Annotated in this window: 19 protein-coding genes; 12 read left to right on the forward strand and 7 right to left on the reverse strand. The window is 70.5% G+C overall.

Annotated elements, in window-relative coordinates; genetic code table 11:
- Positions 1–3 precede the first annotated feature (3 nt).
- The 3 genes from Q1A98_RS11705 to Q1A98_RS11715 all read left to right on the forward strand — a co-directional run bounded on the left by Q1A98_RS11705 (position 4) and on the right by Q1A98_RS11715 (position 4,351).
- Entirely contained in the window at positions 4–834 is an 831-nt protein-coding gene (locus Q1A98_RS11705; protein ID WP_299573461.1) for a hypothetical protein, read from the forward strand.
- A gap of 92 nt (positions 835–926) precedes the next feature.
- The gene (locus tag Q1A98_RS11710; protein ID WP_299573464.1) at positions 927–2,231 is read left to right on the forward strand and encodes a bifunctional glycosyltransferase family 2/GtrA family protein; all 1,305 of its coding nucleotides are present in this window, start codon (positions 927–929) and stop codon (positions 2,229–2,231) included.
- A gap of 62 nt (positions 2,232–2,293) precedes the next feature.
- Positions 2,294–4,351, forward strand: coding sequence for a glycosyltransferase family 39 protein (locus Q1A98_RS11715; RefSeq protein ID WP_299573839.1), 2,058 nt, complete (start codon positions 2,294–2,296; stop codon positions 4,349–4,351).
- Here Q1A98_RS11715 and Q1A98_RS11720 read toward each other — a convergent pair.
- From Q1A98_RS11720 to Q1A98_RS11730, 3 genes are read right to left on the reverse strand one after another with little or no spacing between them, the layout of a single operon-like run.
- Entirely contained in the window at positions 4,335–5,147 is an 813-nt protein-coding gene (locus Q1A98_RS11720; protein WP_299573466.1) for an alpha/beta hydrolase, read from the reverse strand. The two genes, Q1A98_RS11715 and Q1A98_RS11720, sit on opposite strands and share 17 nt — an antisense overlap.
- A gap of 28 nt (positions 5,148–5,175) precedes the next feature.
- The gene (locus Q1A98_RS11725; protein ID WP_299573468.1) at positions 5,176–6,522 is read right to left on the reverse strand and encodes an NtaA/DmoA family FMN-dependent monooxygenase; all 1,347 of its coding nucleotides are present in this window, start codon (positions 6,520–6,522) and stop codon (positions 5,176–5,178) included.
- On the reverse strand, positions 6,519–7,742 hold the full coding sequence (locus Q1A98_RS11730) for an LLM class flavin-dependent oxidoreductase (protein WP_299573471.1): 1,224 nt from the start codon (positions 7,740–7,742) through the stop codon (positions 6,519–6,521). The genes Q1A98_RS11725 and Q1A98_RS11730 overlap by 4 nt, the downstream gene beginning before the upstream one ends.
- Before the next feature lie 130 nt (positions 7,743–7,872).
- Between Q1A98_RS11730 and Q1A98_RS11735 the strand changes: the two genes are divergently transcribed.
- A complete protein-coding gene (locus tag Q1A98_RS11735; RefSeq protein WP_299573474.1) occupies positions 7,873–9,018 on the forward strand; it encodes an LLM class flavin-dependent oxidoreductase in 1,146 nt (381 codons plus the stop codon).
- 100 nt (positions 9,019–9,118) lie between these two features.
- Here Q1A98_RS11735 and Q1A98_RS11740 read toward each other — a convergent pair whose 3' ends face one another.
- Positions 9,119–10,474, reverse strand: coding sequence for a styrene monooxygenase/indole monooxygenase family protein (locus Q1A98_RS11740; protein WP_299573476.1), 1,356 nt, complete (start codon positions 10,472–10,474; stop codon positions 9,119–9,121).
- Positions 10,475–10,670: 196 nt separating this feature from the next.
- Here Q1A98_RS11740 and Q1A98_RS11745 point away from each other — a divergent pair, with 196 nt between their 5' ends.
- From Q1A98_RS11745 to purD, 3 genes are all read left to right on the forward strand, one after another.
- Complete coding sequence (locus tag Q1A98_RS11745; protein WP_299573479.1) at positions 10,671–11,159, forward strand: FBP domain-containing protein; 489 nt, start codon at positions 10,671–10,673, stop codon at positions 11,157–11,159.
- Between the two features lie 267 nt (positions 11,160–11,426).
- A complete protein-coding gene (locus Q1A98_RS11750; RefSeq protein WP_299573482.1) occupies positions 11,427–12,674 on the forward strand; it encodes a low temperature requirement protein A in 1,248 nt (415 codons plus the stop codon).
- Between the two features lie 31 nt (positions 12,675–12,705).
- Positions 12,706–13,962 carry a phosphoribosylamine--glycine ligase gene (purD, locus tag Q1A98_RS11755; protein WP_299573485.1) on the forward strand — a complete coding sequence of 419 codons (1,257 nt, stop codon included), beginning with the start codon at positions 12,706–12,708 and terminating at the stop codon, positions 13,960–13,962.
- 6 nt (positions 13,963–13,968) lie between these two features.
- On the opposite strand, the gene Q1A98_RS11760 is transcribed toward purD, so the two are convergent.
- The gene (locus Q1A98_RS11760; RefSeq protein WP_299573488.1) at positions 13,969–14,871 is read right to left on the reverse strand and encodes an alpha/beta hydrolase-fold protein; all 903 of its coding nucleotides are present in this window, start codon (positions 14,869–14,871) and stop codon (positions 13,969–13,971) included.
- A gap of 97 nt (positions 14,872–14,968) precedes the next feature.
- On the opposite strand from Q1A98_RS11760, the gene Q1A98_RS11765 reads away from it, so the two are divergent.
- From Q1A98_RS11765 to purB, 3 genes are all read left to right on the forward strand, one after another.
- Entirely contained in the window at positions 14,969–16,159 is a 1,191-nt protein-coding gene (locus Q1A98_RS11765; protein WP_299573489.1) for an aminotransferase class I/II-fold pyridoxal phosphate-dependent enzyme, read from the forward strand.
- Positions 16,160–16,255: 96 nt separating this feature from the next.
- On the forward strand, positions 16,256–16,846 hold the full coding sequence (locus Q1A98_RS11770) for a TetR family transcriptional regulator (protein ID WP_299573492.1): 591 nt from the start codon (positions 16,256–16,258) through the stop codon (positions 16,844–16,846).
- 36 nt (positions 16,847–16,882) lie between these two features.
- Positions 16,883–18,322 carry an adenylosuccinate lyase gene (gene purB, locus Q1A98_RS11775; protein ID WP_299573494.1) on the forward strand — a complete coding sequence of 480 codons (1,440 nt, stop codon included), beginning with the start codon at positions 16,883–16,885 and terminating at the stop codon, positions 18,320–18,322.
- Positions 18,323–18,628: 306 nt separating this feature from the next.
- On the opposite strand, the gene Q1A98_RS11780 is transcribed toward purB, so the two are convergent.
- Positions 18,629–19,144: a DinB family protein gene (locus Q1A98_RS11780; RefSeq protein WP_299573497.1), complete on the reverse strand. Its 516-nt coding sequence runs from the start codon at positions 19,142–19,144 to the stop codon at positions 18,629–18,631.
- Between the two features lie 72 nt (positions 19,145–19,216).
- Positions 19,217–19,516: a SelT/SelW/SelH family protein gene (locus Q1A98_RS11785; RefSeq protein WP_299573500.1), complete on the reverse strand. Its 300-nt coding sequence runs from the start codon at positions 19,514–19,516 to the stop codon at positions 19,217–19,219.
- A gap of 57 nt (positions 19,517–19,573) precedes the next feature.
- Between Q1A98_RS11785 and Q1A98_RS11790 the strand changes: the two genes are divergently transcribed.
- Both Q1A98_RS11790 and Q1A98_RS11795 read left to right on the forward strand, forming a co-directional pair.
- Positions 19,574–20,467, forward strand: coding sequence for a phosphoribosylaminoimidazolesuccinocarboxamide synthase (locus tag Q1A98_RS11790; RefSeq protein ID WP_299573502.1), 894 nt, complete (start codon positions 19,574–19,576; stop codon positions 20,465–20,467).
- Entirely contained in the window at positions 20,464–22,560 is a 2,097-nt protein-coding gene (locus Q1A98_RS11795) for a S9 family peptidase (protein WP_299573505.1), read from the forward strand. The genes Q1A98_RS11790 and Q1A98_RS11795 overlap by 4 nt, the downstream gene beginning before the upstream one ends.
- Positions 22,561–22,594 lie beyond the last annotated feature (34 nt).

The following is a 22,594-nucleotide window of genomic DNA, read 5'->3' on the forward strand; positions in this document are numbered from 1 at the left end:
ACGATGACGCACAGGATCGACGCGTGGCCATCGCGACCGCGCGGAGCGGGCTGGGTGTGGGTGGTGCTGGCGCTCGTCGGCGCCGTCGGATTCGTCGTCGCACCGACGGTGGTCGCCGGTGACCCCTACGGCGCAGGCATCGGCGACGGACGAGCTCTCGGGGACGCGGCGCACGTCGCGGTCGTCGACTTCCTCGGTCGCCACTCGGCCGCGGTGACCGGCACCTTCGGGGATCTGACGCACTACTGGGCGCAGTACCACGGGGTGAAGGTCGTGTTCGCACTCGTCGCGGCGGTCGCGCTGGCGCTGTTCGGTGGTCGGCTGTCCCGAACTGCGCGCATCGCATCCACTCGGCTCGACCGTGTGCGGTGGGCTGCTGCGGGCGGCATCCTCGCAGCGGCAGCGGTCGCTGCGATGGTGCTCGCGGTCGCGAACGTCCAGGGCGCGCTGGCCCCGGTGTCGTCGGCGCTGAGCCTGCTCCCCGCATCCGGTGGCGCCGACCTCGCCACCGCGCGTGCCTCGGTGAGCACGGGGATCGCCGACGGCGCACACGATCCCGCGGTCGCCGTCCTCGTCCACGACTTCGGGCGCTACCACGCCGTACTCGCGATCTGCCTCGGCGTCGTCGTCGTGCTTCTCGCCGCGCTCGCCGTCGTGGTCGGACGGAGAGCCCGCACCGCAGAGCGCGGAACCGCTCTGAGGCCTCTCGCGGCGGCGGCGACCGGCGTGTTCGCGGCCGCCGCGGCCGGGCTGGCCGTCATCGTCGTCGCCAACGTCGGGACCGCCCTGGACCCGGCGCCGGCGCTGCGATTGTTCTTCGCCGGCAGCGCCTGACCGCCGGGCGTCTCACCTGCACGGACGCGCTCACAGGAACCTGACAGTCTGCCCGTAGAGGTACGCCAGCGGCGGGGACCAGAGTCTGCGCCATGACAGCAGACACCATCGACCGGTCCCGGGGCGCAGGACGCCCGGAAGGGACCGGCGACCCCGAGATGACGGTCGTGTTCGACCGCACCCCGAGGACCCCGGCGCTCGACGTCGTGGTGCCGGTCTACAACGAGGAGGCGGACCTCGCGTCGTGTGTCGAGAGGCTCGCCGAGCACCTGCGGACCCGTGTCCCGTACTCGGCGCGAATCACCATCGCCGACAACGCGAGCACCGACACGACGCTCGCTGTGGCCGTGGAGCTCGCCCAGACGATGGACTGCGTCCGCGTCGTGCACCTCGCGGAGAAGGGTCGGGGACGCGCACTCAACGCGACGTGGCGCGCCAGCGATGCGACCGTCGTCGCCTACTGCGACGTCGACCTGTCCACCGACCTCAACGCCCTCATGCCGTTGGTGGCCCCGTTGCTGTCGGGGCACTCCGACGTCGCGATCGGGTCGCGTCTGTCGCGGTCGTCGCGGGTGGTCCGGGGAGCCAAGCGGGAGTTCATCTCCCGCAGCTACAACCTGATCCTGCGCACCACCATGGGTGCGAAGTTCTCCGACGCCCAATGCGGCTTCAAGGCCATGCGCACCGAGGTCGCGAAGGCGTTGCTGCCGTACGTCTCCGACACCGGGTGGTTCTTCGACACCGAGCTGCTGGTGCTGGCCGAGCGTGTGGGCCTGCGCATCGCCGAGGTCCCGGTCGACTGGGTCGACGACCCGAACTCAAAGGTCGACATCGTCGACACCGCGATGAAGGACCTGCAGGGCTGCTGGCGCGTGGGCCGCGCCCTCGCGAAGGGCGATCTCCCCGTGGCCGACCTGCGACGCACACTGGGACGCAACCGCATCGACGACCCGCAGGTCGCCGGCGTCCCGCGCGGGATGGTGGGTCAGCTCGTCCGCTTCGCCGTGATCGGCGTCATCTCCACCGTCGCGTTCGCGGTGCTCTACCTGCTGCTCCACCCGATGATGGGGGCGCAGGCCGCCAACTTCGTCGCGCTGCTCGTCACGGCCGTGTTCAACACGGCGGCCAACCGTGCCTTCACCTTCGGTGTGAAGGGGCGCGACGGCGCCGCGCGTCACCACATGCAGGGCTTCGTGGTGTTCGTCTTCGGCTGGGCACTGACCTCCGGATCGCTGTGGATCCTCGAGACGACGGCGCCCGGTGCGTCGAAGCACGTGCAGCTCGCAGTCCTCATCATCGCCAACCTCGTCGCCACGCTCACACGGTTCATCGCCCTGCGGTGGGTGTTCCGCGGTGAGCAGGACGGCCACGACGTCACCGCAGGGGCCACACCGTGACCGACACCCTCGACACCACGCGCACCGACGTCCCGCAGCCCGCACCGGCGGCGGGACGCCGCATCGCCAGACCGGACCGGTGGGGCCTCGGCGTGCTGCTCACGGGCACGGCGATCCTCTACCTGTGGAATCTGTCCGCGAACGGCTGGGGCAACTCGTTCTACGCCGCCGCGATCCAGGCCGGTTCGGTCTCGTGGAAGGCGTGGTTCTTCGGCTCGTCCGACGCCGCGAACTCCATCACCGTCGACAAACCACCGATGTCTCTGTGGATCCCGGGCATCGCGGTGAGGATCTTCGGATTGAACTCGTGGTCGGTCCTCGTCCCGCAGGCGTTGATGGGCGTCGCCTCGGTCGCCCTCCTGTACGTCATCGTCCGTCGGTATGTGGGCTGGCAGGCCGGTCTGCTGGCCGGGCTGGCCCTTGCGCTGACTCCGGTGGCGGCGTTGATGTTCCGCTTCGACAACCCCGACGCGCTGCTCGTCCTGCTGATGCTCGGAGCGGTGTGGGCGACGCTGCGCGGCATCGAGGACGGTCGCATCCGGTGGATGCTGCTCACCGGTGTGTTCGTCGGGTTCGGGTTCCTCACCAAGCAACTGCAGGTGTTCCTGGTGATCCCGCCGCTCGCGCTGACGTATCTCGCGTTCGGACAGCACACCTGGGTCAAGCGGATCGGTCACCTCCTCGCGGCGGGTGCAGCGCTTGTCGTCGCGGCCGGGTGGTGGGTGCTGGCGGTCACGCTGTGGCCGAAGGACTCACGCCCCTACATCGGTGGATCGCAGCACAACTCGATCCTGGAACTGACGTTCGGCTACAACGGCTTCGGACGGCTGACGGGTAACGAGACCGGCAGCACCATGCCCGGTGGTGGCCGCAACAACGCTGCGTTCGCCGAGTTCGCCCGCGCCGCCGGCTTCCCCGCCGGTGGACCGGGCGGAGGACGCGGCGGTGGCATGTGGGGCGAGACCGGCTTCTGGCGCATGTTCCAGCCCGAGCAGGGTGGCCAGATCGCCTGGCTCATCCCGGCCGCGGTGATCCTCGGAGTCGCCGCCCTGGTGGTGTGCGGCCGCGCCGCACGAACCGACCTCCGGCGGGCGCTGCTCGTCGTGATGCTGCTCTGGCTGGCCGTCACCTACCTGACGTTCAGCTTCATGTCGGGGATCTTCCACGCGTACTACACGGTGGCGCTGGCGCCGGCGATCGCCGGTGTCGTCGGTGCGGCCGGATGGATGTGCTGGACGCAGCGCCGGCGCATCTGGGTGCGTGTCGTGTTCGCAGCCTCGGTTGTCGCGACAGGGATCATGGCGTACGTCCTGCTCGACCGGTCCGCGGATTTCGTGCCGTGGTTGCGCTGGGTGGTCCTGGTCGGCTCGATCGTCGCCGCTGTGGCGCTGCTGCTGACCCGCATCCCGCGGATCGCGACGATCGGTGCCGCCCTCGCGGTGATCATGGGCCTCGCCGGGCCGACGGCCTACGCACTCGACACGGTCTCGACGTCGGTGAGCGGCTCCATCATCAGCGCAGGCCCCCGAGTGGCCGGTGGGTTCGGCCCCGGTGGACACGGCGGGTTCCCGCGCTTTCGCCAGGGTGGTCAGCCGGGTGCGTTCGGCGGTCAGCCCGGGCAGCCCGGGCAGCAGGGTCAGTTCGGCGGCGGGCCGGGGCAGTTCGGTCCCGGTGGCACGCAGCAGCAACCCGGCCGGGCCGGAGGGAACGGCTCACGCGCCGGCGGGTTCGGCGGCATGGGCGGACCCGGTGGCGGCCTGCTCGAGGGCTCACGACCGTCGTCCGAACTGACCGCGCTGCTCGAACGCGACGCCGACCGCTACACCTGGGTGGCGGCAACAGTCGGCTCGAACTCGGCGGCGGGCTATCAGCTGGCCACGCAGGACCCGGTCATGCCGATCGGTGGGTTCAACGGCAGCGATCCGTCACCGACCCTCGCGCAGTTCCAGCAATACGTCCGCGAGGGGAAGATCCACTGGTTCATCGGCGCGAGTAGCGGTTTCGGTCCCGGCATGAACGCCCGCGGCACCGCGTCGGAGATCCGCTCGTGGGTCGAGGCGAACTACACGCCGCGGACCGTCGGGTCGGTGACGCTGTACGACCTCACCGATCCGAAGTAGGTCCCGTCGTCGGGGCCGTGCTGCCCGCCACCAGGATCGAGGCGATCAGTTCCGGGTTGTCGGTCATGGGGACATGACCGACGCCCGGGACCGAGATGATCCGTGCCTGCGGGAAGTGCTCGCGGACCCGGTGTCGCTGCCGGTTCGGGAGGATCAGATCTCGCGTACCCCACGCGACGGTGACGGGGATCGACGGGTCGGTCGCCTGTGGGAACGCGAACTCCGCCTCGATGCCGTCGTCGAGAGCGGTGTTGGTGCGCAACGAGTTCACGTCGACGACAGCGTTCTCGTACGACACCCGGCTCGGGTGGGCGAAGAACGGTGCGAGCGACGGATATCGGACCGCCCTGCTCCGGAACAGTGTCGGCGCCCGGTCACCCATCACCGACGCTGCCGCGCGGAGCGCCCGGAATCGCGCGATGGCACGCGACTGCTCGGCGGGGGTGTTCCAGAAACCGGCCGGCGACACCGCCGTCGCGGTGGCGACCTCGCCCCGCGCGGCGAGACACAGCGCGAGGTAGCCGCCCAGCGAGTTGCCCGCGACATGCGCCGGACCGCTGCCGTCGCCGACCTCGCGGACGAACGCAGCGAGCTCGTCGAGCATCATCGCGATGCGCTGCGCGCCGGGCTGGTCGAAATCGTCGGACTCGCCGTGACCGGGGAGGTCGACGACGACCACGCGCCGGTAGGGGGCGAGGAGCTCCGCCACCGGCGCCCAGGCCTGTCGGCGGTGGATGACCCCGTGGACGAGGACGAGCGTCGGACCGTCACCGATGACGTCGTGGCGTAGCTGCATCCGCGGAACGATAGCCGCGCAGGCCGACTCAGCCGGTGACGGGTGCGTGCGTGAGCCCGAGGTTGTCGCGCAACGTCGTGCCCTCCCACTCGGTGCGGTACACGCCCTTCTCCTGTAGCAGCGGGATGACGTCGTCGGCGAAGCGGTCGAGCCCGCCGGGGGTGATGTGCGGGACCAGGATGAAGCCGTCGGAGACGTCGTCCTGAACGAAGCGGTCGATGGTGTCGGCGACCGTCCGCGGCGACCCGACGAAGTTCTGTCGACTCGTCACCTCGACGATGAGCTCGCGCGTGGTCAGGTTCTTCCCCTCGGCTATCGCGCGCCACTCGCGGGCGACCTCGACCGGGTCACGGTGGTGCCGCACGCTCGCCCGGCCGCGGGCCACGGTGTTCTCGCCGGGAACAGGGTCGACCGTCGGCAGCGGGCCGTCCGGATCGTGGTCGGAGAGATCGCGGTTCCACATCTGCTCGAGGAACGCGATCGCCGTGGCGCCGCTGACCTGCTGCAGCCGCACCTCGTGGGCGATGTCGGCGGCCTCGGCATCGGTGTCGCCGAGGACGAACGTCGCGGCCGGGAGGATGAGCAGGTCCTCGGCACGCCGGCCGAACCCGGACAGGCGTCCCTTCACATCGGCGAAGAACGCACGGCCCTCGTCGTAGGTGGCATGACGGGAGAAGATCGCGTCCGCGCGTTGTGCCGCGAAGTCACGCCCGGCGTCGGAGTCGCCGGCCTGGAAGATCACCGGGCGGCCCTGCGGACTCCGCGGCACCGGGAACTGGCCCGCGATGTCGAACTGGGAGTCGCTGTGGGAGAACGTCCCCACATCCGGTCGGGCGAGGAACTGTCCGGACTCCTTGTCGGCGACGATGTCGTCGTCGCGCCACGAGTCCCACAGCTCGGTCGCGACCTGGAGGAACTGTTGGGCACGCGTGTAGCGCTCGCTCTGCGGGAGGTAGCCGCCGCGGCGGAAGTTCTCGCCGGTGAACTCGTCCCACGACGTCACCACGTTCCACGCCGCGCGGCCGTCGCTGAGGTGGTCCAGGGTGGCGAATTGCCGTGCCACCTCGAGGGGTTCGTTGAACGTCGAGTTGATCGTGCCGGCGAGTCCCAGATGCGTGGTCACCGCCGCGAGCGCCGACAGGATCGCGAAGGTGTCCGGCCGTCCGACGACGTCGAGGTCGTAGATCTTGCCGTTCTGCTCCCGGAGCCGCAGACCCTCGGCGAGGAACAGGAAGTCCATCTTGGCCCGCTCCGCGGTCTGCGCGAAGCGCACGAACGACGAGAAGTCGATGTGGCTGCCCGCGGCCGGGTCGCTCCACACGGTGGTGTTGTTGACGCCCGGGAAATGGGCCGCCAGGTGCACCTGCTTGGTCATGCCGACGCGCCTCCTGTCGTGGCGTAGCGGTTGGCGGGGTGCGGGTCCAGTCCGAACCGTTCCCGCAGGGTCGATTCCGCGTATCCGTCCCGGAACAGGCCGCGACGGCGCAGCTCGGGGACGAGGTCGTCGGCGACGCGTGTGAGGTCGTCGGGCAGGGCTGCGGGCCGCAGCCGGACGCCCGAGATCCCGTGGACCGCGGTCAGTTCCGCGATGCGGTCGGCGACGTCGGCGGCGGTGCCGACGACGATCTCGGCGTCGGAGCGGACAGGGGACCCGAAACGGTCGTCGAGACGAGCGAGACGGTCCTGCGCCGCGGTGGTGGTGTCGCCGAGCACGACGAGCAGGTCGACGAGAACCCGCACCGGATCGCTCCGGTCGGCCGCACGGTGCGCGGCGTCGACGGCCGCGACGATGTCGGCCGCCTCGTCGAGGTCACGCGGTGTGATGAACCCGATGTCGGCCGACTCGCCGATGAACTCGAACGGCACCGCCTGGTGGCCCAGCGCCGCGACCAGCGGCTGCCCCTGCGGCGACCGCGGGGTGATGGACGGGCCGCGGACGGAGAACCACGCGCCCTCGAAGTCGATGTAGTGCAGCTTGTCCCGGTCGACGAACCGGCCGGTGGCGACATCACGGATCTCGGCGTCGTCCTCCCATGAGTCCCAGAGCCGCCGCAGCACCTCGGCGTAGTCGTGCGCCTCGCGGAACAGGTCCCCGACGAGGGCGGAGTTCGCGGGATCGGTCGGGTCCGACGCCGACCCGGTCGGGAAGGACCGGCGCCCGAACAGTGTGGCCTCGTGCGGTGGGGCCGAGACCTGCAACCGCACACCACCGCGGCCAGCGCTGACGTGGTCGAGGGTGGCGATCGCCTTCGAGGTGTGGAACGGCTCGGTGTGCGTGACCACGGCGGTGGGGAGGAACCCGATGTGGCTGGTGGTCGGCGCGATCCGGTTGGCGAGCAGGATCGCGTCGAGTCGGCCGGAGACGAGATCGGTGCGGGGTTCCAGGTCACGCCGCTTCGTCGGTCGCAGGCCGAAGGAGTCCTCGATGGTCACCGCGTCGATCGCAGCGCGTTCGGCGGTCGCGACCAGGTCGACCCAGTAGCGGGCTCCGAACAGCTCGTCGGGTCGCGCGGACTCCTCCCGCCACGCCGCCGGGTGCCAGCCGGCGCCCTCGAGCGCCACCACCAGGTGGATATGGTCTGTCGGAACGGTCACCGGAAACTCCTCACACACGGTTGCCTCGAAGAACACCGACGGTGGCACAGCACATCCCTCCGGGTGGCGATGCGATCAGCCTGAACTCAACCCGGGCGCGACGACCCCTGGCCGCGCTAGACATGATCAGGTGACGTCTGCCGCACCGATCCCGCTCTCTGTCCTGGACCTCTCGCCCATCCCCGAGGGCGGGACGGCGAGGCAGGCCCTGCGGACCACCGTCGACCTCGCCGTCGCCGCCGAGGCATGGGGGTACAAGCGGTACTGGCTCGCCGAGCACCACTTCGCCGCCGTCGCCGGCGCGTCCCCCACCACTCTCGTCGGCCTGGTCGCCGCGAACACGTCGACGATCCGAGTGGGATCGGCCGCGGTCCTCATCGGCTTCAGCACGCCGGTCGGTGCGGTCGAGGCGTTCGCCACCGTCGACGCCCTGCACCCGGGGCGCCTCGATCTGGGGTTGGGCCGGTCGGTGCAGCGGCGGGCGGAGACGACAGCCCCGACACCGCCGAGGGCCCCGCGGCCGCCCCGGGAGGACCGCGTCGTCGACGGACTGCTGATCCCCGCCCCGTTCCCGATCCCGAAGGAACTCCTCGGGTCGCCGAGCATCGCGGCGTCGACCGAGTCGCTGGTGTTTCCCGGCGCACAGATCCCCGACTTCGACGAGGCCGTCGACACGGTGTTGTCGCTGCTCGACGGCACCTACGCGGTCGCCCCGCCGTCGTCGGGCACCCCGGTCCCGCTGCGGTCGTGGCAGGCCGCCGAGGCCGACGTCGACGTGTGGGTCCTGGGAAGCAGCAGCGGGCAGAGTGCGCGCGTCGCCGGGGAGCGGGGTCTGCCGTTCGTCGCGGCGTATCACATCGTCCCGTCGGGGGCGCTGGATGCCGTGGAGGCCTACCGTGCGGCATTCCGTCCGTCCGAGCGCCTGTCCGAGCCGTACGTGATCGTCTCCGCCGACGTCGTCGTCGCGGACGACGACGAGACCGCGCGGGAGCTCGCGGCCGGGTTCGGCAACTGGGTGTACGACATCCGCACCGGCCGCGGCGCCCAGCCGTATCCCCGCACAGCGCAACCACTCTCGGACGATCAGCTCGCCGTCGTGTCCGATCGGACCCGCACGCAGATCGTCGGGTCGCCGGACACGGTGGTCGAGGGACTACAGACCCTGGCTCGCGCGCTCGGCGCCGACGAGATCGTCGTCACCAGCATCACCCACGACGAGCGTGATCGCTTCCGCTCGTACGAACTCCTCGCGAAGGCCTGGGGCCTCCCGGCCTGACCGCCTGACCGCCCCGAGCGTGCACCAGATCCCGTCGACCGTGCACACGCCACGGCCCGCGACGAGTGTTCGTCGCGGGCCGTGTGCGTGAGGGGATCGCTCAGGCCGGGACCGGCTCCGCGCGGGTGAAGTCGCCTGCGGGGCTGAACTTCGCGAGCACGTCTTCGGCGGGCTCGCCGGCGACGGCGGAGATGAAGCCCAGGATGTCGTCGCGGGTCTTCAACGTGAGCAACGGGTTCGGGTCCGACAGCAGGCCGAACAGCGCCGACGCGATGTCGCTGTTCACGGCGGCCGCGGGGAACGCGAGCTCCAGGTGCTCGGCGTAGTCGGGGTGGCCGAGGAACAGGCGGGTCACCTCGACGGCCGCGTGGCCGCGGAGCTCCCAGAACTTCTCGAACTGGTCCGACAGCCACTCGGCGGTGAACGGGCCCTCATGGGCGGCAGCGGCCTTCACCAACTCCGACACCTGCACGAGGGCGTTCTGTGCACCCTGTCCCGCGACCGGGTCGACCGCGATCGCCGTGTCACCGATGGCCGCGACGACGTGACCGCTCGCCGTGGTCGCCGTCGAGTGGCGCACCACCGGGGTGACAGCGCCCTTGGCCCAGGACTTCTCGTCGGATTCCACGATCTCCAGCTTCTCGACCTCGGGGAGGTCGTGCGGGAAGTAGTCGCGGTAGAGGTCGAGCACGATCTGACGGGCGGACTCGCGGTCGGTGGCGGCGGCGAAACGCTCCGACCACTGGCCCTCCGGCTTCGCGAACCCGAGGAAGGCCCAGGTGATGCCCTCGTCCTTGTGCAGGTACGGGCCCAGCCACGCCTCGCCGTTGTCGGCGTCGAGGTTGTAGAGGTCGTGCTTGCCACCCTCGCGGTTGCGGTAGGCGAAGACGTCCTCACCCTGGTCGAGGCCCTTCAGCACGATCTGCAGCAGGTGACGCTGCGGCCGGTCGTAGACGGTGCGTGACTCGTCGGTGCCGAAGAGCTGTGCGAGCCCGCCCTTCCCGGTGGCGACGAGGGTGAGGTCGTGGGCGCCGGCGATCTCGTCGAGGACGTCGGCGTCGACGGAACGGACCTCGAACCGGCCGCCGCGCTCGAGGAACCGGCCGAGCCGGTCGTCGGAGCGCAACCGCACGTCGACCGCCTGCGTCACGTAGTTGAAGTCGGGGTTGAACTCCAGCACCTGCGCGCGGTCGTCGCCGCCGCCGGCGTAGAGACGTGCGCTGATGCCACTGGTGTTCCCGACGCTGTAGAGGTCCTCGATGATCGAGGCGTCGTAGTCCTTCGACTTGCCGAACAGGACCGCCGTCCCGGTCGGGGGGACGTCGTCACGCAAGGACGCGCGGTCGCGGTCGCTGTAGAGCGTGACGTCGAAGCCGGCGTCGACGAGGCCGAGAGCCGCAGTGGTCCCGGCGATCCCGGCGCCGATCACCGCGGCGGAGCGGGTGGTGGATGCCATGTGTGTTCTCCTGCCCAAGAAAGTGAACTGACGCCGCCCACGGTGTCGCGGTGCGGGGCCGGGCAGAAGGGTTTGGCGTCCGGTGAACGCAAGGCGGCCCGCCGGCGACGAAATCCCTTTGCCGTGCTCAGGGCCGCGCCGATAGCGTCGTCCGCGCACCGTCGGACGACGGTGACCCGTCGTGTGAGGAAAGACCATGCTCCCGCTGTCCGAGGCCGAGATCCGGTCGTCGTTCGTCAACTGCTCCAAGGGCGACGCCAAGCGCATGTCGGTCCCGTCCGATCTCGACTCCCTCGACTGGGACGCGCTCGACTTCCTCGGCTGGTCCGACGCCACCTTCGCGGGGCGCTCCTACGTCGTGGTTCCCGGTGACGACGGCGTGACAGGCGTCGCTCTGCGGCACGCGTCCGGCACCTCGCGACGCGCCCAGATGTGCACCATCTGTCAGACCACCCACCCGTCGGGCGGTGTCGCGCTCATGACGGCCGCGAAGGCCGGAGCCGCGGGCCGCAAGGGCGACTCGGTCGGTGCCTACATCTGTTCCGACCTCGCCTGTCCGGCCTATGCGCGGGGTACGAAGACGCCGTCGCTAGGCAAGCAGTACCGCGACGACCTCGACGCCGACAGCAAGACCGCCCGGGTCCGGGAGAACATCGCGGCCTTCGTCGCACGCGTCGTCGCCTGATGCTGCGATCACGCTGACGCCAACCCTGGTGCGACCCGTCCGGCCGCGCCAGGGTGGTCGCCATGTCCTGGCCCCGCTGGTCGCGTGTGTGGCGGTGGCGGCGGTCGTTCCGCCTCGACACGGCTGCGCTGTGCGCCGCCGCGTCGACGTGCCACCCCGAGGCTCCCACCGCCGCGGTCTGATCCGCGCCGCGCGGTCGTCCGCTATACGGTCACCCGGGGGCTCGGCCCCCGATCGTCGATGCGACGTCTCTGACCGGGAGGACCCATGACCGCTGCAACCGTGCCCTCGGTGGCGCATCGGATCCGTCGCATGACCGGCCGCGATCACCACGAGGACGGCCGGACGGCCTCGGACCTGGAACTGTTCTTCGACCTGACGTTCGTCGTGGCGTTCTCCGTCGCCGGCGTGCAGGTGGCGGAGTACCTCGCCGAGGGGCACTACCGCACGGCGATCGCAGGATTCCTGTTCTCCTCGTTCGCGACCATCTGGGCCTGGATCAACTTCTCCTGGTTCGCCTCCGCCTTCGACACCGACGACTGGGTGTTCCGCGTGGTGACGATGGTGCAGATGGGCGGGGTGCTCGTCCTGTCGCTGGGCATCGCGCCGGTGTTCGAGTCGCTGGACTCCGGGGACCACCTCGACAACCGCGTCCTGGTGCTCGGGTACGTCGTGATGCGCGTGGCGATGCTGGTGCAGTGGCTGCGTGCCGCGTCGCAGAGCGAACAGTACCGCCGCACCTGCCTGACGTATGCCGCCGCGATCCTCGTCGCCCAGTTCGGATGGGTGGTCGTCATCGTCCTCGAGATGTCGTTGCTCCCGACCGCTATCGCGACCGTCGTGCTGGTCGGCGTCGAGCTGGCCGGACCGTTCGTGGCCGAACGGCGTATGCCGACGCCGTGGCACCCGCACCACATCGCCGAGCGGTACGGACTGCTCGCGATCATCACCCTCGGGGAGGGGATCGTCGGGACGGCGGTCGCGCTGCAGTCGGTGATCGCGGAGCAGGGGTGGAGCGTCGAGACGGCCGTGCTGGGCCTCGCGGGGGTGGCGATCACGTTCTCGCTGTGGTGGATCTACTTCGTCGTGCCCGCCGGGGACGCGCTGGAGGCCGACCGGTCCAAGTGCTTCGTCTGGGGGTACTCGCACATCCTGGTGTTCATGGCGATCGCTGCCGTCGGTGCCGGCCTGCACGTCGCGGCCCTGTACCTCGAGCACCACGCGGACATCGGGGCCGAGGTGGCCGTGGCGGCGGTGGCCGTACCCCTGGCCGTCTACTTCGTCATGCTCACCCTCACGTACTCGTACCTTGTCGAGTTCGACGTGCTCAACGCCGCGCTGACGGTGGCCGGGCTCGTGATCCTCGGCGTGGCCGTCGCGGCCGCGGCCGCCGGGATGTCGGTGGTGTGGGCGCTGGTCGTGGCGGCCGTCGCGCCGGTCGGGATCGTCGCCGTCGACGAGGCGGTCGGGACCCGTCACCGCGCGGAGGCACTTCTGCGCCTGCGGTCGGGATAGGCCCCGGGACGCGACGGTAGAGTCCACCCCCGTGCGAGTTCTGGTGATCGGATCCGGTGGACGCGAACACGCCCTGCTCCTGGGCCTGACGGCCGACCCCGGCGTCGACGACCTGCACATCGCGCCGGGCAACGCCGGTACCCGGTCGATCGCCACCAGCCATCCCGTCGACGTCGCCTCGTCGGACGCCGTGGTCGCCCTCGCCCGCGAGATCGGTGCCGACCTCGTGGTCGTCGGACCGGAGGTCCCCCTGGTGCTCGGCGTCGCCGACGCATTGCGGGAGGCGGGGATCGCGACGTTCGGTCCGAGCGCCGCCGCGGCGCGGATCGAGGGCTCGAAAGCGTTCGCCAAGGACGTGATGGCCGCGGCGGGCGTACGGACCGCGCACAGCGAGATCGTCGACAACCCCGCGCATCTCGACGCCGCCCTCGACCGCTTCGGCCCGACGTGGGTCGTCAAGGACGACGGACTCGCCGCAGGCAAGGGGGTCGTCGTCTCGGCCGACCGTGGCGCCGCCCGCGCGCACGCCGCCGACCTGCTCGAGGCCGGTCACCCGGTGCTGCTGGAGTCGTTCCTCGACGGACCCGAGGTGTCGCTGTTCTGCCTCGTCGACGGCACCGACGTCGTCCCGCTCCTGCCTGCGCAGGACCACAAGCGCGTCGGCGACGGGGACCAGGGGCCGAACACCGGAGGCATGGGCGCCTACACGCCGCTGCCATGGCTGCCCGAGGACATGGTCCAGCGGATCGTCGACGAGGTCGTCGAGCCCGTCGCGCGCGAGATGAGTTCTCGCGGTTGCCCGTTCAGTGGCCTCCTGTACGCGGGCCTGGCGATCGGCGCCGACGGGCCCGCGGTCGTCGAGTTCAACTGTCGCTTCGGTGATCCCGAGACCCAGGCGGTGCTGGCGCTGCTCGAGTCACCTCTCGGTGAGGCACTGAATGCCACGGCGACAGGGCATCTCGCCGATCTCGCGCCGCTGCGGTGGCGCGACGGGTCGGCCGTCACCGTCGTCGTGGCCGCCGAGAACTACCCCGGTACGCCGCGGACCGGCGACCCGATCGCCGGTGCCGACGTCGAGGGTGTGTTGCACGCGGGGACGAGGCTCGACGCCGACGGCGCCGTGCTGTCGTCGGGCGGTCGGGTGCTGGCGGTGGTCGGCGTCGGCGACGATCTCGCCGCGGCGCGAGCGCAGGCCTACGAGCGGGTCGCCGGGGTGCGACTCACCGGCTCCCACCACCGCACCGACATCGGTCTCGCCGCCCTCGAGGGCCGCATCAGCATCCCCTGACCGCGGTCAGGCGTCGAGGTTGCGGCCGAGAAATGCCATCTGGTCGGGCAGGACGCTGCGCCAGAACCGGTTGTTGTGGCCGCCCGGTGCGGTGGTGAACGCCGCGGGCGGGTGCAGTCCCGCCATCCACTGCCGCGTGTACAGGTAGAACTGGTCGCTCGCCCCGATGTCGATGAGCAGCGGGATCTGCGTGAACGCCGCCTGCTGTCCGAAGAGCGAGTTCGCCCGGTAGTCCTCGGGGCTGTCGAACGCTCGTGGTGGGAACGTCCGCGGGTCGCCCCACAGGGCGGGGGAGCTGGCGGCGATCGCGGCCACCCGGGTGGGGCCCATGAGTGCGCCGAGGCGCAGCGCGCCGTACCCGCCCATCGACCACCCGTAGAGCCCGATGCGCTCGGTCGAGAGCCCCAGCGACGGGTTCGCGGCGAGCATGGGCAGGAACTCGTCGATCACCATCGCGGCGGCGTCGGTGCCGTCGAGTCGCGGGTGGTAGTAGTTCCGGCCGGTGTCCGGGGCGGCCAACGCGAACGGCGCCGTCCCCGCCGCCACCGACTGCGCGAGATAGCGGTGCATCTGCAGGCTCGAGATGAACGCGGTCTTCTCGTCGGTGTTGAGCGCGTGCAGCACGACGACGACGGGCAACGTCCCGACCACGCCGGGCGGGCGCGCGACGATCCACCGCGTCTCGCGGCCCAGCATCTTCGCCGACCGGAAACTGCCGGTGATCAGCTCCGGGTCGCCCGGCCGCGAGGTGGTGGGCGGCGTCGACTCCGGGGACACCTCGTCCTGGGTGCGCGCCCGGGCCTGCTGACGCGGGGTCGCGGCCTCGTCGCGGCTGCACGCACCGAGCGCGAGGAGAGCACCGATCCCGGCGCCCGCACCCAGCACGGTGCGTCGGTCGACTGCGCGCATACCCCTCTTCCGGCAAGGATCCGACGCCGCCCGCGGGCGGCGTCGAACGGCTCGTGACGAGTCCAGAGGCTACCGGCTCTCGCCTACAGTGCGTCGCATGGCCTTCTCGCGTCCCGGCCCGCTCGCGCCCGCCCCGTCCGCCCGCTCCGACATCGCGATGTTCCACGTCATGGACGTGCTCGCGGCCGGTGCCGCACGACGCGCGGCGGGTCTCGAGGTCGTGTCGTTGGCCGCCGGGCAGCCGTCGACGCCGGCGCCGGAACCGGTGCGTCGGGCTGTGCGCGAGGCGATCGACGCCGACCTGCTCGGCTACACCGAGTCGTCGGGGACGGCCGCCATCCGCGGGGCGATCGCGGGCCACCACCGCCGCCGGTACGGCCTGGACGTCGACGCCGAGGACGTCATCGTGACGACGGGCTCGTCGGGGGCGTTCACCCTGATCTTCCTCGCCGCGTTCTCGCCGGGGGATCGCGTGGTGCTGCTGCGGCCGGGTTACCCCGCCTACCGGAACGCGTTGAGCGCCCTCGGGTGCGAGGTCGTCGAACTGGACTGCGGGGCCGAGTCCGACTACCGACTGACCGTGGACATGCTCGACGCGCTCGGCGAGCCGCCCGCGGGACTCATCGTCGCCAGCCCCGCGAATCCGACCGGCACGATCATCCCGCCCGACGACCTCGCCGCCCTGGCGCGATGGTGCGAGGAGCGAGGCACCCTGCTGATCTCCGACGAGATCTACCACGGCATCGAGCACCCCGGCGCACCCGCGACATCGTGCGCGTGGACGACATCGCGTGAGGCCGTCGTCATGGGGTCGGTCTCGAAGTATTTCTGCATGACCGGGTGGCGGCTCGGGTGGATGCTCGTCCCCCAGCGGTATCGGCGCGCCGTGGAACGCCTCACCGCGAACCTCACCATCTGTCCGCCGACGCTGTCGCAGATCGCGGCCGTCGCCGCGTTCGACGACGCGTCGCTCACCGAGTGCGACGCCCATGTGGCCCGGTACACCGCCAACCGCGACGCGCTCATCACCGGCCTCGCCGACCTCGATGTCACCGAGATCGCGCCGCCGGACGGCGCGTTCTACCTCTACGCCGATGTCGGCCACGTGACCGACGACAGCCTCACGTGGTGCCGGGAGGTGCTGGCCTCCACGGGCGTTGCGATCGCCCCGGGAGTCGACTTCGACACCGTGCGTGGCTCGCGCACCATCCGTCTCAGCTTCGCGGGGGACCGTTCGGACATCGACCGGGGGCTCGAGTTGCTCGGCCCGGTGTTGACGCGGGGCTGATCAGTCCCGGCTGGTCGCGGTCGACACGCCGCCGACGGTCACCAGACCTGCCAAAACGCGTCGGCGGAGACCCCCCTTTTGGCAGCATGTCCCCCTATGACGTCAGCAGCGACTCCCAAGGGTCTGCGACGTCGTGCCCGTCTCATCGCTGCGGCCGGAGATCTGCTGATGGAGGGCGGGTTTGACGCCGTTCGTCACCGCGCCGTCGCCGACCGCGCGGGGTTGCCGCTCGCGTCGACCACGTATTACTTCGAGTCCCTCGAGGACCTCGTCGTCGAGGCGGTGTCCCACGTCTGTCAGGGCGACCTCGACGGGATCCGCGAGCGCACCACGCACCTGACCCGACGCCGACGCGGATGCGAGGCCACCGCCGAGGCGCTCGCGGACGTGTTCGTCGGCGACGATCGCGGCATGCTGACCACGCGTTGCGAGACCGTCGTTCTTGCGCAACGGTTTCCGCGCATCCGGCCGCTGCTGGTCAACCGCGGCAAGCTACTCGGCGAGCTGCATCACGAGGTGCTGGAGAAGTCGGGCCGGAGTGTCGCGACGGCAGCCGTCGCGCAGCTGATGGCGGTGGAGGAGGGTGCGGTGGTCCGCGCACTGTCCGACTCGGTGGAAGACGTGCACGCCGCGACCTACGAGACGCTGACCCACGTCGTCGACGCCCTGGCCCCCAGCGGTCGCTGACACCGTCGCGATCGGCGCGGGGCCGCACGGGGCACAATGAGCCGCGTGTCTGACAAGCCGCGCATCACCGATGTCCTCGCGGGGCGGTACGCCTCGGCCGAGCTGGTGACCCTGTGGTCGCCCGAACACAAGATCGTCCTCGAGCGGCGGCTGTGGATCGCGGTGCTCACCGCCCAGCGTGACCTGGGCGTCGACGTGCCCGACGGCGTGATCGAGGACTACGAGCGCGTCGTCGACGACGTCGACCTTGCCTCCATCGCCGACCGCGAGCGGGTGACCCGGCACGACGTGAAGGCGCGGATCGAGGAGTTCAACGCCCTCGCCGGCCACGAGCACATCCACAAGGGGATGACGAGCCGCGACCTCACCGAGAACGTCGAGCAGCTGCAGATCCTGCGGTCGCTGGAGCACGTGCACGCCCACGGCGTCGCGGTGGCCGCCCGCCTCGCCGACCGTGCGGCGCAGTACGCGTCGGTCGTGATGGCCGGCCGCAGCCACAACGTCGCCGCGCAGGCGACGACGCTCGGGAAGCGGTTCGCGTCGGCGGCCGACGAGACGCTCGTCGCGCTCACCCGTCTGCGCGAGTTGATCGGTCGCTACCCGCTGCGGGGGATCAAGGGTCCGATGGGCACGTCGCAGGACATGCTCGACCTGTTCGACGGGGACACCGACAGGCTGGCGTCGCTGGAGTCGAGAGTCGCTGCCCACCTGGGCTTCTCGCAGTCGTTGACGTCGGTCGGCCAGGTGTACCCACGCTCGCTCGACCACGACGTCGTCTCCGCGCTCGTGCAGGTGGCGGCGGGACCGTCGTCGATGGCGCACACGATCCGGCTGATGGCCGGCCACGAACTGGTCACCGAGGGCTTCCAGCCCGGGCAGGTGGGCAGTTCGGCCATGCCGCACAAGATGAACACACGCAGCTGCGAGCGGGTCAACGGATTGGCCGTCGTGCTGCGGGGCTACGCGTCGATGACCGCGGAACTCGCGGGGGCGCAGTGGAACGAGGGTGACGTGTTCTGCTCGGTGGTGCGCCGGGTCGCCCTGCCCGACGCGTTCTTCGCCGTCGACGGGTTGATGGAGACGTTCCTGACCGTGCTGGCCGAGTTCGGTGCGTATCCGGCGGTGATCGCCAACGAGCTCGACCGCTACCTGCCGTTCCTGGCCACCACCAAAGTGCTCATCGCGGCGGTGCGTGCGGGCGTCGGGCGGGAGAGCGCGCACGAGGCGATCAAGGAGAACGCGGTCGCCGTCGCGCTTGCGATGCGGGAGGAGGGCCGCGAACCCGACCTGCTCGATCGCCTCGCCGCCGACGACCGCCTGCCGCTCGACCGTGCCGCGCTCGACGCGGCACTGGCCGACAAGCACGCGTTCATCGGCGCCGCCGAACAGCAGGTCGCCGACGTCGTGTCGGCGGTCGGGCGCCTGGCCGACCAGTACCCCGACGCCGCCCGCTACACCCCTGCGCCGATCCTCTAGGTCACGCTCGGGAGTCGTCGCCGACGACCGGTGCGCGTAGTCGATGAGCGCGCACTTCTGCTACGCCTCGCCGTGCCCCGGCATGCGGACCCGCGGCCTACTCACGAACCCGCGCCACGTTCGGCGGGTTCGCTCGCTCGCCGCGGATTCGCCGGTGGGTGGGGGAAACCGCGTCGTTCTCGCGAACCCGCGCCGTTCTCGCTGCCCCGCGTCCAGTGGGCCGACCCGCGTCGAGTGTGGCGCGGATTCGCCCGCTCGCCGCGGATTCTCGTCGACGTGGATCCGAACCGCCCCTGCCGACGTGCGTCAGACCCCGGCGCGCTCCGCGATGCCGGCAACGAACTGGGCTTGTCCGATGTGCAGGGTGATGTCGTTGAGGACGCTGATCAGCCGGACCCCGGCGGTTACCGGAGGATCCCAGTTCTTGTCGACCACACGCTCGACCTCGTCGGCGGTGAGGGTGCGGATGTAGTCCAGCGCCGCCTGGTGGGCGTCGTGGAAGTAGCCGGCCAGCAGTTCGCCGTCGCCGGGGACCGCGGCGACCTCGTCACTGCTCTGCCCGTACCCCGTCGCCCAGTCGTCGAACGGGAGCCCGAAGCGGTCACGCCACTGCGGCCACTGCTGGTCCTCGCCGGTCAGGCCGGCGACGTGGTCGTCGAGGATGCGCGCCGAGTGCCAGATCAGCCACGCGATCGTGTTGGCGTCCGCGTCGACGCGGTGGGTGAGGACGGCGCTGCTCGCACCGTCGGTCAGGGACGACACGGCGTCGTCGGCGCGGGTGAACGCGTCGACGAGGACGTCGTGCAGGGCGGTGTCGGTCACGGGAGCTCCTCGAGAGGTCGGCAGGGGACCCCCGGTGCAACGTGCGCCGGTGTGGCCGCGCATCCCTGCAGATCAGGGGGTGCGGACGTCGCCGTGTCCGAGGTCGCGGTCGGGGAACGCGGCGTCCCGAACACGACGCTTGAGTTCGGCAGCGTCGGGGAAGCCCCCGTCGACGGAGCGATCCCAGACCGTCATGCCGTCGACCTCGACGGTGAAGACGCCGCCGGTGTCGGGGACGAGGGTGACCGATCCCAGCTCGGTGCCGAAGGTCGACAGCAGCTCCGCTGTTATCCAGTTCGCCCGCAGCAGCCAGTTGCACAGCGTGCAGTAGCGGATGCCCACGGCGGGTCGGGTGGCGTCGGGCGTGCTCATGCATGACGACAGTAGGCGCGCGCCGTGCCGCGACCTGGCCACCACTAGCCTTGGGCCATGCGTCCCACCATCGAGTCCTATCGCCATGTGGCGTCGGGCAAGGTCCGCGAGCTCTACGAGATCGACGCCGACACGCTGCTCATGGTGTCGACGGATCGCATCTCCGCCTACGACCATGTCCTCGACAGCCTCATCCCCGACAAGGGGCGGGTCCTCACGGCGATGTCGTTCTTCTGGTTCGAGACGCTGGGCATCGCCAACCACCTCGTCGGCGGGCCCGACGATCCTCGCATCCCGGCCGCAGAACTCGGCCGGTCGATGGTGGTGCGCAAGCTGCCGATGATGCCGGTCGAGTGCGTCGCCCGCGGTTACCTCACCGGCTCGGGTCTGCTCGACTACCGAGCCACCGGCTCGGTGTGCGGCATCGCCTTGCCACCGGGCCTGCAGGAGGCGTCGCGGCTGCCGATGCCGATCTTCACCCCGGCGAGCAAGGCGGCCATCGGTGACCACGACGAGAACATCGACTTCGTCGGGGTCGTCGAGCGTGTTGGCGAGCCGACGGCGCGCGCACTACGGGACACCACCCTCGACATCTACATGCGCGGAGCCGAACTCGCGGCGGGACGCGGGATCATCCTCGCCGACACTAAGTTCGAGTTCGGACTCGCGCCCGACGGGTCGCTGGTGCTCGCCGACGAGGTGCTGACGCCGGACTCGTCGCGGTACTGGGACGCCGGTATCCACACACCGGGCGTCGTGCAGCCCAGCTTCGACAAGCAGATCGTCCGCAACTGGCTGACCGGCCCGGAATCAGGGTGGGACAAGACGGGTGCCGCGCCGCCGCCACCTCTGCCGGGTGATGTGGTCGCTCGCACACGCACGCGATACATCGAGGCGTACGAGACCATCTCAGGTCGATCGTTCGCGCAGTGGCCGGGAGGTGCGCGGTGAGCGGGGTGCCCGAGGCGAAGAAGGTGCCGACGAGGCGCGAGCACCACGGTGATGTCGTCGTCGACGAATACGAGTGGTTGCGCGAGAAGGACGACCCCGAGGTGATCGCGTTCCTCGAGGCGCAGAACGCGCTGACCGAGGCCGACACCGCCGAACTCGCCGACCTGCGGTCGACGATCGTGGGGGAGATCAAGGCGCGTACCAAGGAGACCGACATGTCGGTGCCGGTGCGCCGCGGCCGGTTCTGGTACTACTCCCGCACCGTCGAGGGAAAGCAGTACGGGATCAGCTGTCGCTGCCCGATCAGCGGCGACGACGACTGGGATCCGCCGACGGTCGGTGACGACCCACTCGACGGCGAGACCGTCCTGCTCGACTCGAACGTCGAGGCGGAGGGCACCGACTTCTACTCGCTGGGGTCGTTCTCGGTGAGCGACGACGGCACCCTGCTGGCCTACGGCGTCGACACCATCGGCGACGAGCGATACACGCTGCGGTTCAAGGACCTGACGTCCGGGGAGATGCTCGCCGACACGGTGGAGAACACCGCACCCGGTGCGACGTGGTCGGCCGACGGACGGCACGTCTTCTACCTGACCGTCGACGACGCCTGGCGTCCGGACACGGTGTGGCGCCACGACATCGGGGCCGGGTCCGACGACGTCCGCGTGTTCCACGAGCCCGACGAACGCTTCTGGGTCGGCATGGGGACCACTCGCAGCGACCGGTACCTGATGATCGCGCTCGGGTCCAAGATCACGTCCGAGGTGTACGTCCTCGACGCGTCGGAGCCGACCGGCGAGTTCCGCGTCGTGTGGCCGCGGCGGGACGGCATCGAATACGACGTCGAACACGCGGTCATCGCCGGTGAGGACCGGTTCCTCATCACGCACAACGAGAACGCCGAGAACTTCGAGGTGTTGTCCGCGCCGGTCGACGATCCGTCGGCGACGCGCGTGGTGGTCGCGCACGACGACGAGCGGCGCATCGAGGGCGTGGACGCGTTCGCCGATCGGCTGGTGCTCAGCTATCGACAGGGCGCGACGCCGAGGATCGCCGTCGCCGATCTCGCGGGCGTCGGCGTCGACGACGACATCGCTTTCGCCGAGGTGGAGTTCGCGCAGGAGATCTCCTCGGCCGGGCTCGCGTCGAACCCGGAGTGGACCGCGCCCCGGCTGCGGATCGGGTACACGAGCTTCATCGAACCGTCGGAGGTGTTCGACCTCGACCTGCGGACCGGCGAACGGATCCTGTTGCGCCGGCAGCCCGTTCTCGGCGGCTACGACCCCGCCGACTACGAGCAGCATCGTGAATGGGTCACCGCGCGTGATGGCACCCAGGTGCCGCTGTCGGTGATCTCGCGGCGCGGTGTCGAGCGCCCGGCGCCGACACTGCTCTACGGGTACGGCTCGTACGAGGCCAGCATGGACCCGGCGTTCTCCATCGCGCGGCTGTCGTTGCTGGACCGCGGTGTCGTCTTCGTCGTCGCGCACATCCGCGGCGGCGGCGAGATGGGCCGGCACTGGTACGAGAACGGCAAGACGCTCACGAAGAAGAACACCTTCACCGACTTCGTCGACGCCGCACAGCATCTCGTCGACACCGGCGCGACGACGCCGGACCGGTTGGTGGGGGAGGGCGGCTCCGCCGGCGGCCTGCTGATCGGTGCGGTCGCGAACCTGGCGCCCGAACTGTTCAGCGGGATCCTGGCCGTCGTGCCGTTCGTCGACCCGTTGACGTCGATCCTCGACCCGTCGCTGCCGCTGACCGTCATCGAGTGGGACGAGTGGGGCAACCCGCTGGACGACCCCGAGGTGTACGCGTACATGAAGAGCTACTCGCCGTACGAGAACGTCGAGGAGAAGGCGTATCCCGCGATCCTGGCGATCACGTCGCTCAACGACACGCGGGTCATGTACACCGAGGCGGCGAAATGGGTTGCGCGCCTGCAGGCCCACACGACGTCGGATGCCCCGATCCTGCTGAAGACCGAGATGACCGCCGGCCACGGCGGCGTGAGCGGTCGCTACAAGCAGTGGGAAGAGGTGGCCTTCGAGCACGCCTGGGTCCTCCGCCAGACCAAGGCCCTCTGACCGCTCCGGACCGAAACACCCGACCCGACCCGAC

Source organism: uncultured Williamsia sp. (assembly GCF_947494875.1).
Classification (GTDB): Bacteria; Actinomycetota; Actinomycetes; order Mycobacteriales; family Mycobacteriaceae; genus Williamsia_A.